This window comes from Granulicella aggregans, from assembly GCF_014203275.1.
Lineage (GTDB): Bacteria > Acidobacteriota > Terriglobia > Terriglobales > Acidobacteriaceae > Edaphobacter.
This window is the reverse complement of sequence record NZ_JACHIP010000004.1, coordinates 469,667-481,899: the sequence shown is the minus strand read 5'-3', so window position 1 is coordinate 481,899 and position 12,233 is coordinate 469,667. Positions and strand designations below refer to the sequence as shown.

Annotated in this window: 13 protein-coding genes; 3 read left to right on the top strand and 10 right to left on the bottom strand. The window is 61.3% G+C overall.

The window, feature by feature from the left end; all coding sequences use genetic code 11:
• Positions 1–270: 270 nt before the first annotated feature.
• The 3 genes from HDF16_RS15805 to HDF16_RS15795 form a co-directional block, all read right to left on the bottom strand.
• On the bottom strand, positions 271–984 hold the full coding sequence (locus HDF16_RS15805) for a hypothetical protein (protein ID WP_184218298.1): 714 nt from the start codon (positions 982–984) through the stop codon (positions 271–273).
• Between the two features lie 143 nt (positions 985–1,127).
• On the bottom strand, positions 1,128–1,490 hold the full coding sequence (locus HDF16_RS15800) for a ComEA family DNA-binding protein (RefSeq protein WP_184218295.1): 363 nt from the start codon (positions 1,488–1,490) through the stop codon (positions 1,128–1,130).
• Positions 1,491–1,544: 54 nt separating this feature from the next.
• Positions 1,545–1,754, bottom strand: a complete 210-nt coding sequence (locus tag HDF16_RS15795; RefSeq protein WP_184218292.1) for a hypothetical protein — start codon at positions 1,752–1,754, stop codon at positions 1,545–1,547.
• Between the two features lie 264 nt (positions 1,755–2,018).
• Here HDF16_RS15795 and HDF16_RS15790 point away from each other — a divergent pair, with 264 nt between their 5' ends.
• Positions 2,019–2,378 carry a hypothetical protein gene (locus tag HDF16_RS15790; protein ID WP_184218289.1) on the top strand — a complete coding sequence of 120 codons (360 nt, stop codon included), beginning with the start codon at positions 2,019–2,021 and terminating at the stop codon, positions 2,376–2,378.
• A 172-nt stretch (positions 2,379–2,550) separates the two neighbouring features.
• On the opposite strand, the gene HDF16_RS15785 is transcribed toward HDF16_RS15790, so the two are convergent.
• Positions 2,551–3,156, bottom strand: coding sequence for an FmdE family protein (locus HDF16_RS15785; protein ID WP_184218286.1), 606 nt, complete (start codon positions 3,154–3,156; stop codon positions 2,551–2,553).
• Positions 3,157–3,450: 294 nt separating this feature from the next.
• Positions 3,451–4,137 carry a hypothetical protein gene (locus HDF16_RS15775; RefSeq protein WP_184218280.1) on the bottom strand — a complete coding sequence of 229 codons (687 nt, stop codon included), beginning with the start codon at positions 4,135–4,137 and terminating at the stop codon, positions 3,451–3,453.
• Positions 4,138–4,447: 310 nt separating this feature from the next.
• On the opposite strand from HDF16_RS15775, the gene HDF16_RS15770 reads away from it, so the two are divergent.
• Positions 4,448–4,972: a bactofilin family protein gene (locus HDF16_RS15770; RefSeq protein WP_184218277.1), complete on the top strand. Its 525-nt coding sequence runs from the start codon at positions 4,448–4,450 to the stop codon at positions 4,970–4,972.
• 73 nt (positions 4,973–5,045) lie between these two features.
• On the opposite strand, the gene HDF16_RS15765 is transcribed toward HDF16_RS15770, so the two are convergent.
• A complete protein-coding gene (locus HDF16_RS15765; RefSeq protein ID WP_184218275.1) occupies positions 5,046–5,489 on the bottom strand; it encodes a MarR family winged helix-turn-helix transcriptional regulator in 444 nt (147 codons plus the stop codon).
• 75 nt (positions 5,490–5,564) lie between these two features.
• Here HDF16_RS15765 and HDF16_RS15760 point away from each other — a divergent pair, with 75 nt between their 5' ends.
• Complete coding sequence (locus HDF16_RS15760) at positions 5,565–6,710, top strand: FAD-dependent oxidoreductase (protein WP_221312791.1); 1,146 nt, start codon at positions 5,565–5,567, stop codon at positions 6,708–6,710.
• 204 nt (positions 6,711–6,914) lie between these two features.
• On the opposite strand, the gene HDF16_RS15755 is transcribed toward HDF16_RS15760, so the two are convergent.
• From HDF16_RS15755 to HDF16_RS15740, 4 genes are all read right to left on the bottom strand, one after another.
• Positions 6,915–8,558 carry a rhamnogalacturonidase gene (locus tag HDF16_RS15755; RefSeq protein ID WP_184218272.1) on the bottom strand — a complete coding sequence of 548 codons (1,644 nt, stop codon included), beginning with the start codon at positions 8,556–8,558 and terminating at the stop codon, positions 6,915–6,917.
• 61 nt (positions 8,559–8,619) lie between these two features.
• A complete protein-coding gene (locus HDF16_RS15750; RefSeq protein WP_184218269.1) occupies positions 8,620–9,081 on the bottom strand; it encodes a DUF3617 domain-containing protein in 462 nt (153 codons plus the stop codon).
• A 305-nt stretch (positions 9,082–9,386) separates the two neighbouring features.
• A complete protein-coding gene (locus HDF16_RS15745; RefSeq protein ID WP_184218266.1) occupies positions 9,387–10,988 on the bottom strand; it encodes an efflux transporter outer membrane subunit in 1,602 nt (533 codons plus the stop codon).
• Complete coding sequence (locus tag HDF16_RS15740) at positions 10,988–12,217, bottom strand: efflux RND transporter periplasmic adaptor subunit (RefSeq protein WP_184218263.1); 1,230 nt, start codon at positions 12,215–12,217, stop codon at positions 10,988–10,990. Before HDF16_RS15740 ends, HDF16_RS15745 begins: the two co-directional genes overlap by 1 nt.
• Positions 12,218–12,233 lie beyond the last annotated feature (16 nt).

Here is a 12,233-nt window from a genome sequence, read left to right as displayed (position 1 = left end):
GTGGCATTTTGGGACGGACTTACGCGAGGGGTCGCGTGGGTGTGGCTCTGAATTTTGAAGGGGATGCGCGGTAGGTCTAGCTAAACGACCGTTTTCTAACGACAACAACAGCGCATGGTCGTGAGGCACAAGGCCGTACAGCGCTGGCAGCAGCGCGAAGAGCGTACGGGATGGCCGATGAGGATCACGATAGCAACGAGTGTTACATGGAGTTGGATGATCGGCAAGTTCCGTGGGTGCAGATTTGGCGATGGTTTCTGCGAGTCTTCCTCACGATGAGCGGTCAGAATCTTTCTGCGCAGAGGTATCGGTTGCGGCCAACCTTCTCATGACGAGTCTTCGAACTCCCCAGATGCCGGGAATCATGGGCAGGATCGCGGTATACATTCCGGGAAAGTAGTAACGACCCGTAACGTCCACCCAGAAGTTCGGGAGGTTCTGCATGAGCTGACCTCGGCCTACGATGGCCTGCACCGATGCGGCCACTGTGGGCTGCACATCGGGCCGCAGCGCCGGAAAGATGAAGTGAGTAAACTCCGCGATTCCAGGACCGATGAAGATGAAGCACATGAGAAAGCCGGCGATGGGAACGCGCCGAAAGAGCCCGAGTGCCGTCAGGGTGTAGAGGATCGGTCCGATGAAGGCGAAGATCATAAGAAACGACCTCTCGCTCCAACTGATATTGAACAAGCGGCTCATCGCCGGGCCAAAGCCGGTAAGGTATTCCTCGATCATATGGACTTCGAGCGCCGCTACGGCGAGGAGAAACGGCGGCAGAACGTATTCAGGATCCATTGGCCGACGAAGATAGGTGACGCTCCACAACACAAGAGCGGCGCTGCCGGAGCCGCCTACGATGATGACGGGTGGCCAGCCAATATATCGGTAACCAGCGATCATTGCAGCTACAAGAAAAATCGTCGCAGCCGTGAGGTTAGCGATCCGAACGGATAACCCAGTGCCAGTTAGTTCCGTTTGCCGCATCGATTCCCTCCCAAGTCAGGATCCTGCTTACGCTCTCCGGAAAACCTGCTGGTAGCCGATGTATTTGCCGTACCTCAGTTGCGGGTCGGAGTACAACTCAGAGTTCTCGGGGTAGCTTACGGGCAGCCGATTCCACGGCTGCGCTAGTGTGCGACCAGACGGGAGCTCACCTTGTCATAGGTATCCTTTGCCAGGATATGACGGCGACGCAGATCGGCCGAATGACCGTAAGGCCGATTTTCGATGATCCTTGCGGCTTCGGCGGAGGTCACGCCGGGGAGCGACTCAAGTGCGTCTTTCGAGGCGTGATTGATGTCGACGGGATCGTTATTGGGGTCGTGGCGGAGGCCATCGCGAATACCGAGGGCGGCCCCTTTGACGTCGCTGGCAATGGTCCGCGTGGCGGCAGCGGTGGAGCGCCGGACGATGTCCTGACTGCGAGGGCTGGAGGTGCAGCCGAGAAGAAGTAGTGGAGCTGCCAGCAGGAGATTAAAATGCGGTTTCATGGACGAATTCTATGCTTTGAGTTGCGCCTGCGGCTGAATGAGTTCATGCGAGCGTTAGCGGTTGGCGCGGTCTGCGGCTACCGCCCCCCAGATCATCGCGATGGGGTGGAGGGCGGCGATGGCCCATCCGAAGGTCACGATGCCGAGGACTACGTAGAGCACCAGCATGATGAGAGCTCCGGGGACGGTGCTGTAGAGCATGCCGAACGGGCCAAGGAAGAAGGTCAGGACCAGGGACAAGAGGACGCTTTTGCGGTTTGCCATGTTTCTAGGATGCGGCAAGAGAGGGTGACCTTGCGACCCTAAATGCAAATGCGGGGGTGTCTCCACTTCGCCGCGCGAGGATGCCGCGCGGCTTCGGTCGAGATGACGAACTTTATAGGGACAGCATGGGGTGATTTGATGAAGCAATGATGCGCCGTTTTGATTGATTGGAGGGGATGTGAGCGCAACACATGGGGGCGGGAAAGTTGTGCGAAACACGTACGACTGAATGTGTGTTCAGTGATGTGTAGCAAGGAGGATGTCATGAACATCGCAAAGCTCAGTGCAAAGGTCGGAAACGTAAAGGGTTTGGTGGCAAAGGTTCTCACGGTTGGTCTTCTGGCTGGAGCAGTTGCGATGGTGGCTCCGCAGAAGGCTGAGGCACAGCAGGTCTACGTGCAGGGCGGTTATGGCTACGCGCAGGATGGATACGGCCGCGGTGGCTATTACGAGCGCGAGCGTGCGGAGGAGTACCGTCGGCAGGAAGAGTTTGCGCGCCGGCAGGCCTGGGTCAGGGACCAGGAGTTCCGGCATGAGCGCTGGGATCGCAGGGACTTCGATCGCGACAGATTTGATCGGGGGCACTATGACCGCGATCGGTTCGACCGTAGAGGTTACCGGTAGTTCCCCATCATCGTGCGCGGTTCGTTGGAGGTGACGAGCGGCGCACGGTGAGAGGGGCACCCGGGGCCACTTCGTGACGGGTATACCGCTTCACGTGGTGCTCCCGCTGGTCGCGGAGAAGATTGACGTTCACAGGGCTGGCTGGGTGGAGGTGCGCAGCCAGCCTTGTTGTTTAAGCGATGGGTTGGTAGTAGCGGGATTCGGGGTGAGCGCAGCCGTGGCAGAGGATCTCGGTTTCGACGAGGACTTCGCGGTCGTAGTTGATGCCTTCGCCACAGACGGAGCACGCGATGCGCTGGGACTTGTAGCCGGGCATCTCGCGGGGGTGGAGCGGGACAGTGACCCATTGCTCGGAGAAGAGATCGGCTTCGGACATCTCGCGATAGGCGCGCATCTGCTGCTCGTTCTTGTCGGCGATGTCGGGGTAGAGTTCGCGGGCGCGTTGCTTGGAGGACTCCAGGGCGGCTATGCGGATGGCGCGTTGCGGGCTGCCGTCGGCGGGTTTCAGATCGATGAAGGTGGCGGCCATCTTGCCCCAGTCGCGGAACTTTAGGGCTCGCTTGCCGAGGCGGCAGCCGGTGACGACAGCGATGGCGTCGGTGGCGCAGCGATCGATCTCGACAAAGGTGACGAGGCGCTTGCGGTCGGCTCCTTTGGGGTCTTCGATGCCGAGGCGGGCGCAGCCGAGCATGGCCATACGGACGCCGAGGATCTGGCCAGCGCAGAGGTGGCCGTGGGCGATCTCGGCGGCGGTAAGGAGGTCTTCGAAGGGCTGCATGTTTCGATGATATGCCGGTGGTTATCGTTGGGCTTCTTGGAACATCTCAGGACAAACCATCTGTATGATCTCCGGATGGGTCGCATAGGACGCATTGCCCTTTCCTTACTTTATTCCTTGATTGCCCTCGTCCTTGCCTATGTATTGTCCTTCTACCTTTCCCTTCTCCTTGATTCCAACTACCACGATGGCTACGGGTTCATTGCTGCAATCGTGATCGCGATCGGTGCGGCGATTGCGACATTCAGATGGTCGATTCGCAGGTTGGGGACCGACACATATCTGCAATAACAGCTACTGATCTTCACCGTCGCCGTCTTCGATGAGGGATGTGGTGCCGACTACGTCGAAGGTCATTGGCGTTCCTCCGGTGAGTTGCAGGGTCGCGCGCATGGGTTGTCGTTGCCAAGTGGCGGGCTGGCAGGGAATGGCGTGGTCCGGTTGAGGCCACGGGGCTATCTGCTTGTGGACTATGGGTTTGCGGGTGCTGATCTGGGCGACTACAGCGAAGAGGCCGCCCTTGGCCGTGGTGGCGACGCCGCAGTAGGCGGCGTAGTCGCGGAACCAGGCTACGTCGGAGACGACGGGATCGAAGTCGGGAAGGTGGAGGGCGGCGATGTGGCCGGTGGTGCGGTCGACAAGTAGCCAGGGGCCAGGCTGCCATACCCAGCGGTCGCCTGATTCATCCGGCAACCTGTCATTAATGCGTAACGCGCGGCGGATGGTGAAGCTGCGGTCGGTGACGTCGTGGGAGTCGCCGGTGGTCCACTCGCGCTGGCGGGAGTCGACGAAGAGGGGGCGGACCTTCAAAGTGGGATCGCCGGGAGACGAGGATTCGGCTGACGGCGGGGTGTAGGGGACTTTTTTGGCTGGGCCGAGGGTGACGGTGTGGAGTTTGGGCGGAGCGGCGAACGTCTGCAACGGAGTGCAGGCGCAAAGGATCAACAGCAGAGGCACAGGAGCGGAGCGGAGGGTCTGCATGGCGGGCAGAGTACGCCGTGAGGGGTGCGGATGCAAGCCAGTGTGGCGGATTTGCACACCAGTGCAGGAAAAGTACCGCACTTTCCACAGAGGTACCGCCGGAGATACCGTATTTCTTGCTATTGCCGACTCAGAGGCTGGCGCCAAGGCTAGTACTGAGGAGTATGGTTTACACAGAAGCGGTGGAACCGCGTGGGCGCGAGACCCATTCACCTGTTGCCGGCTGTGCCGGGGCGGGACCGACATCGACACCCAACCCTGCGAACTTCGCGTGGATACGCAAGCCGCAGAGACGAAAGGACACAAAGATATGTGGAAACCGAATCAGCCTGGAACTGGCAACCCTGCAACACCTGAACCCGTACGCGGTGTCGCGGCCCCCACGATCGAACCCACCCCGACGCGTCCCGCGTCCCCGACGCCGGCTGGCATCCCTGCGGCCGCGACCGGCGAACAGGCGACGATCGGCAAGTCGCTGGTGATCAAGGGCGAGGTCTCGGGCTCCGAGTCGCTCTTCATCGATGGCAAGATCGAAGGCGCGATCAACCTTCCCGGCAACCGCGTGACGGTTGGACGGAATGGCCAAGTTGCGGCGAACATCATGGCGCGCGAAGTCGTCGTGCTGGGCAAGGTGCGCGGGAACGTTCATGCGAGCGACCGTATCGACATTCGTAGCGAAGGTTCGCTGACCGGCGATGTAATTGCGGCCAGGATCTCGATCGAAGATGGCGCGTTCTTCAAGGGCGGCATCGACATTCGTAAGCCAGGTGCGAACGAGGCCAAGGGCGCGGCTGCAGCTGCTCCGGTGGCTGAGCAGGTTCCGGTTACTGTTTAGTCTTTGTAGATTCTGGTTATGGAAGGCCCTGGCGATTGCCGGGGCCTTTCTGCGTGGGACGAGCGATGGGTGGCTAGACTCCTTCCGCATCGGGATCAAGGTTTAGAACGACCCGGCGCAGGAGTTTACAGAGCGTTTCGATCTCCTTATCGCTAAAGCCACGCAGCGCTTCGTTGTTGCCTTCAATCAAGAGTGCGCGGACCTGCGGCAGCTTCTTGATGGCGCGGGGAGTCAGCGTCACCAGGGCACTGCGTTTGTCTTCGGGGTTGACGGAGCGGCGGATAAAACCATCGCGCTCCATGCGTCCGAGGAGTTGCGCCATGGTGGGCTGCTCAATCTTGGCGCGGGCAGCGAGGTCCTTCTGCGTCATGGAGTTCCCATCCTTGAGCATGTAGAGGACAGGCATCTGCGCAACGGCGAAGCCGAGGGGCTGCACGCGGGAGTCTCCCCAGCGCATGAGCAGACGCGACGAGCGGTTGATGAGATGGCCGGGGCGATGAAATATATCCGGGTCCATGGGTGCCTCCAGATAGATAGTAGCCTATATTATTTACATAGCTTGCTATCTATTTTACATAGGGGACTAAAGATAATGAAAAGGCCGAGAGTCGGAATCGTTGGAGGAGGCCCGGGCGGTTTGACGCTGGCGCGGATTTTGCACGTTCATGGAATTGAGGCTGTGGTCTTCGAGCGCGAGGCGATGGTCACGGCGAGGCCACAGGGAGGGTCGCTCGACATGCACGCGGAGTCGGGACAGTATGCGATTGAGTGCTGCGGATTGACGGAGAAGTTCAAACGGATTGCGCGTTATGAGGACCAGGAGACACGGGTGTATGACAAGCACGGGTCACTGCGATTTCTTGAAGACGACGTGGCAGGGCGGGAACGGCCAGAGGTGAATCGCGGGCATCTACGGCAGATGCTGCTGGACTCTTTACCTGCGGAGATGGTGCAGTGGAAGCGCGAGTTGAGCAGCGTTGAGTTGGGAAGAGATGGAGCTTCCACGCTGATGTTCAAGGATGGATCGAGCGAGAGTTTCGACCTTGTGGTGGGAGCTGATGGAGCGTGGTCGAAGGTGAGAGCACTGCTCTCGGATGCCAAACCGATTTATAGCGGCGTGACTTTTGTGGAGCTGGGGATCGATGATGCGGACCAGAGATATCCGGAGCGGGCAAAGCTGGTGGGACGCGGGCTGATGTTCGCGCTGGGAGATTCGAAGGCGATCATCGGGCATCGCGATGCGAATGCGCATATCGGGATCTATGTGGCGCTGCGTGCCGAGGAGGGATGGATTTTCGAGGACGGGCCAGGTGTTTCGTCGATGCGGGCGAGTCTCGTGGGGCAGTTCAGCGGATGGTCGGAGGAGCTACTGGAGTTGATTAGGGGGTGCGATGACAGGATGACGCCGAGAAAGCTGTATGCGCTGCCTGTGGGTCACAGATGGGAACATCGAGAGGGAGTGACGCTGCTGGGCGATGCGGCGCATTTGATGTCGCCGTTTGGCGGCGATGGAGCGAACCTGGCGATGTGGGATGCGGCGGATCTGGCGCTGGCTATCGTGAAGAACGATGACTGGAAGTCGGCCGTGCGGGAGTATGAAGTGGCTATGTGGGAACGGGCGGAGCCGGCTGCTGCTGGAGCGAGTGGGGCTCTTGATGAGGTGTTTTCAGAGGAGGGGTTGGAACATATGGTGGGGCATATGGAGGAGCGGCTGGGGGGTTCTGCGGCTGTTCGGTGAGAGGACGGGCAACGGCAAAGGCCAATGCGGGTTCTCTCCACTTCCCCTTCGTTCTGCTCAAGGTCCGGCCGAGATGACGCCTCTTTCAGGGAGCAAGCCTACGTAGGACGGTAGCGTATTAGCCGGAAAGCGGTTCGCGCTTCGCACGAATGTCCCGCCCATGACCAAAGCGAGTCATGGATGGGGCACCCGATATTGTGGCTGCTAGAAGGATTGGGTTTCGGCGGTGGAGATTTGGGTGTCGCGGGCGGCGCGGCTGAAGGCGATGCGGAAGTCTGCGACCTTGTTGAGATGGAACGCGTGGAGCTTTGCCGAGATGGGTGCGGTGATCGCGAGCATGTCGACGCGGGTTACCTCGTCGAGATAGAACGATGGGCGAAAGTCAGGTTGTTGCGGGCGGACTTCGATGTGCGACATCTCAAGGTTGAAGATGTGGCGAAGGAAGAAGCCCTGCGCGGGCATGGGGCCGAACATCTCAGGGTCGGGGTAGGCGGTGTCCTTTTCGGGCGGGCGTATGGCGGCGGCTTCGACGGGGGCGCCGCCCTTGTGCTCGATGAAGATGTTCGAGAGATGGATGTCTTCGAGGGAGTGGCCGGGGATGCCGGAGAGGATGGAGCAGATGTTCGATCCGCCGTTGGAGCTGACGAGGTTGTTCACGCTGATGCGGCGAAGGGCGCCGACTTGCGTGGACTCTTTGGGGCCGCGTAGACGGCTGCCCAAACGGAAGAAGAGCGGGGCGGAGACGTTGTCGCGCATGGTGATGTTGGAGATGGTGATGTCTTCGCAGAGAGCGCCGTCTTCGCTCTCGAGCGCTAGGCCCTGGCAGCCCTCGAAGACGCAGTTCGAGATGGTGATGTTTTTGAAGCCGCCGTTGGACTCGGTGCCGCACTTAATGCGGCCGGTGCGGTACTTCTGCACGCCGTCCGGGAACTTCTTGAACGTGCCGTCGAGGACGGAGCCGATCTCGTAGCAGCCGGTGACGTAGCAGTTGGTGATGGTGACGTTTTCGGTCGCGCGTGCGTAGCCGAGGGCGAAGCTGCTCTTGGGGCAGATGGCGTCGTCCCAGGGTGAGTTGACGGTGCAGTTGGAGACGCGGACGTTTTTGCAGCAGTCGATGTCCATGCCGTCGCGGTCGGTGTCGATCTTGAGGTTGTCGATGGAGACGTTGTCGACGCCGGTGAGGAGCAGGCCGAAGTGGCCGCCTTTGAGGATGGAGAAGTCGCGGAAGATGACGTTGCGGCAGTTCTTGAGGGCGATGGTCTTGTTGCCTACTCCTGGCTGCTCGGCCTTGAAGGGGACGACTTCGACGACCCAGTCGCGGCCGTTCGAGAGACCCTTGCCGTGGATGAGTCCGGGGCCGGTGATGGCGACGTCGTGGAGGTCTTCGCCCCAGATGAGGGAGTTGTGCCAATGGTTGTGGCCGTAGTCCTGGTAGGCATCGTAGGAGGTTTTGGGTTCCGCGGCGTCGTAGGTGCCGCCGTTGTAACCGGTGGTTTGGCCGAGGAGGGGTGAATCGGCGGCGAGGAGGATGCAACCCTGGGCGAGGTAGAGTGCGACGTTGCTCTGGAGGCGGATGGAGAAGGTGAGCCAGGTGCCTGCGGGGAAGTAGACGGTGCCGCCGCCGGAGGCTGCGGCGGCGGCGATGGCGGCGTTGATGGCGTTGGTGTCGAGAGCCTTGCCATCGCCGACTGCGCCGTAGGTGCGGATATCGAAGATGCTGGCGAGGGTCGAGGCTGATTGAGCACTGTTGGCGCGGGCGGCGGCGTGGGCCATGGGCGGGAGCGCGGCGGTTAGGCCGAGAGGAGCTAGACGGAGGAGGTCGCGACGGGCAGAGTCAAAAGGGGACATTGCGGATGATAGTAGCAGCGGAGAGAGTGGTCTGACCACTCTCTCCGTGCTGACGAGAGACTTATTTTGCGGACGGATCGGAGTCGGCCGGTTTTACATTGCCGCAGTCCGAGCTAAGGAAGTGGCTGGTGGCATGCGTCACGCTTTCGCGCTTCTGCCCGTTCATGGTGAAAGTTGTGTGAGACTCGGTGACGATGTGCTCGGAGTCGGCGAATTTCGCATTGCCGGAGACGTTGACAGTCATACCGGCGCGAACTTCGCAGCTTGCGCTGAAGGTGTAACCGCCGGGCACCTTGGTCGTGTCGATCTTGCAGTTCTCACGCTGCCGGTTCGCGTTGGTGACCATGCGCTGCCAGGTGGCGGGGGTGACGCAACTCTTGATGGTGTCGGTCGAAGGCCTGCCGAGAGAGCCGGAGGTTTCGACGGTTCGCTCCCAGAGGCCCATTTTGATGGGCAGTGGATCCTGGGCGAGTGTTACGAGCGAGCTGACGGCAAGGGTAGATAGAAGTAGTAGAGAGCGCATAAACTTACCTCGGCGCGCGGAGATCGGCTGCCCGCGCAGCGCCGACCATAGTTACAAGGAGTTCGGGACAATGCAAGGGGTGGGAGGAAATTCAAGCGAGAGCACGTCGTCCGGTTAGCGGAAGGATGACGTGGTGAATGTGGCAGGAAGGGTTGAGAGGTTGCGGCACTTGAGCGGTATGGCGGGTCCTTCGCTTCCCACCCCAGCCAGCAAGAGCGCTGGCCGTGGGCCCCGGCTGCGCTCAGGATGACGACAAATACGGTGGTGCAGGTGAGCAGGAGCTACGGCTCCTGCTCATATTGCGCTTAGTACTTGGGCAGTTGGGCTGTGGACCAGCCTCCGCCGAGGGCTTTGATGAGGAGGACGCTGGCGTCCATCTGGCGGCGTTGGATGGCTATCTCGTTGCGTTCGTTCTGGAGCGCGGTGGTCTGGGCGGTGACGACTTGCAGATAGGTGTCGATGCCGCCAACGTAGCGATTGTTGAAGATCTTTACTGCGGCCTGGGCGGCGATGGTGGAGTCATGCTGTTGCTTCGCTTCCAGGATGAGGGTGTGGAGGACAGCGAGGTTGTCTTCGACCTGCTGGAAGGCGGTGAGGGTGGTCTGGCGGTAGTTGGCTGTCTGTTCGTCGTAGCCGGCGATGGCCTGCTGCGAGACTGCGCGGCGGCGGCCGGCATCGAAGAGGGTCTCCGAGAGCGTCGGGCCGACACCCCAGATGTAGTTCGAGCCGTTGATGAGGGTGGAGATCGCGGTGCTCTCGAAGCCGGCGAAGGCAGAGAGGTTGAGTGTGGGGAAGTAGGCGGCGCGGGCGATGCCGATGCGCTCGTTGGCCTCGTTGACGCGGCGCTCGGCGGCGGCGATGTCGGGACGGCGCTCGAGAAGCTCAGATGGCAGGCCGACCGGAATGGGTGGAGGCAGCGTGTCGAGCGGCTGCTCAGCGAGAGTGAAGCTGGCGGGCGGCTTGCCGATGAGCACGGCGATGGCATGCTCGAACTGGGCTCGCTGGATGTTGACGTCCGAGGCCTGAACGCGGGCGCTTTCGAGCTGCGTCTTGGCCTGGTCGACGTCGGACTCGCCGGAGACGCCGCCCTGGAAGCGGTTGTTGGTGATGCGGTAGGCCTCTTCGTAGGTCTTGACGGTGTCGAGGAGGAGCTTCTCGTCGGCGTCGTTGGCGCGCGCTTCGAAGTAGTCGACGGCGAGCTCGGCCTGGAGGCTGAGGAGGGCGGTCTGAAGATCGGCGGCGGTGGCCTGGGCTTCTTCCTTGGACAGATTGACGGTGCGGCGGACGCGGCCCCAGAGATCGACTTCGTAGTTGAGGTCGAAGGGGAGTTGGAGGTCGGCGGTGCCGTTGTTGCTGGCTGGGGCGTTGAAGTAGGGGCGGCCGTTGGACTCGCGTTCGCCTGCGACGGACGGAGCCGCGCCGATTGTCGGGAAGAGGAAGGAGTGGTTGTAGCGGATCTGCGAGCGTGCCTCGACGAGGCGGGCGGCGGCGGCTTTGAGGGTCTGGTTGTTGGCGGCTACCTGGAGTTCGAGGTCGTTGAGTTGCGGGTCGTTGAAGAGGGTCCACCACTCGCCCTTGAGGGTGGTGTCGGCGGGTTGGGCGGACTGCCAGTTCCCTTCCTTGTAGCCCGTCGTTTGCATCTCTTTGTAGTCGGGGGCGAGGGGGGTGGTGGGCTTTACGTACTTCGGGCCGACCATGCACCCGGAGATAGCGACGGTGGCGGCTGTTGCGAACGCGGCTCTTTGAAAAACAGAGCGAAATGTGGGGGCCTCTCCACTCCCGCTGGTCGGTCGAGATGACGTGGTCTTTGGGGCGATCGGAGAAGACAGTCGAGCTTCGCTCGATGCCCACTCATCGCGATAGAACTGCGATGAATGGGGCACATGATTTTTAGTGGTCTTCTGCATTACTTGCCACCTTCGGACGCGGGAGCCTTTGGGTCGGCGATGCGGACCGGCTGACCTTCGGCGATGGAGTCGGAGGGGTCGACGACGACCTTGTCAGAAGGCTGGAGGCCGCTGGCGATCTCGACGGTTGCGCCCATGTCGTTGCCAATCTTGACCGGGACGAGGTGCACCTTGTCGCCGACTACAGTCGCGACTTGAAGGCCCTGGCTGCGGAAGATCAGCGTGTTCGAAGGCAGAGTGAGACTGGTGGAGTGCTGCGGCACTTTGAAGTGGACAAAGACATAGGCACCCGGAAGGAGCTGGCCTTTGGCGTTGTCGATGTCTACTTCAACGTTCAAGGTGCGGGAGGCCTGGTCGATCTGGTTGGAGTTACGGGCTACCTGGCCTACGAAGGGCTGGCCCGGGTACTCGTCGAGGGTGAGGGTGGCTTCGGTGTCGTTGCGGATGGACGCGGAGTAGGCCTCGGGAACGGCGACGAAGACGCGGATCTTGCCGATGGCGGCGAGGTGGAAGAGTTCTTTCGGAACAGTGTTCGCACCAGCTTCGATGAGGGCGCCGACATCGGTGTTGCGGGCGGTGACGATGCCGTCGAAGGGAGCGTAGATGTTCTCGAACGATTGCAGCTGGGTGAGGCGGCGGACGTTGGCCTCGGAGGCGTCGCGGGCGGCACGCTTGGCGGCCTCGTCGCCGGTGGCTACGTCGGTCTCCTGCTTGGAGACGGAGTTGGTCTTGAGGAGGTTGGTATAGCGGGCGGCGGTGGTCACGGCGAGGTCGAGGTTGGCCTGTGAGCTTTTGAGATCGGCCTGGGCGACCTGAAGTTGCTGGTCGAGCTCGGGGGTCTCGATGACCGCCATCAACTGTCCCTTGCGGACATGGGTGCCGATGTCGAAGTACCAGGCCTTGAGATAGCCGCTGGTGCGCGAGTAGATCGGCGTATCCACGTACGCCTGGGTGTTGCCGGGAAGGGCAATCTCGTCGGTCATGGCGGAGCCGGTGGGATGGATGATGGCGACGTCGGTGATGGAGGATTGCTTGTTCTCGGTCTCAAGGACAGCTTCGGAGCGGGAACGGGAGGCGATCCCGAGGACGACAACGACTGCCAGCACGATGACGACGACGATGAGGCCCACCCAGGTCCCGCGGGTCAAGCCGCGCGCGGGCGGTGCGCTCAATACGGGTGAGCCGGCGGGGCTACTCATGTCTGTGTTGGTTCCGTCCAGGTTGTTCATACGTTCCTCATTGAAG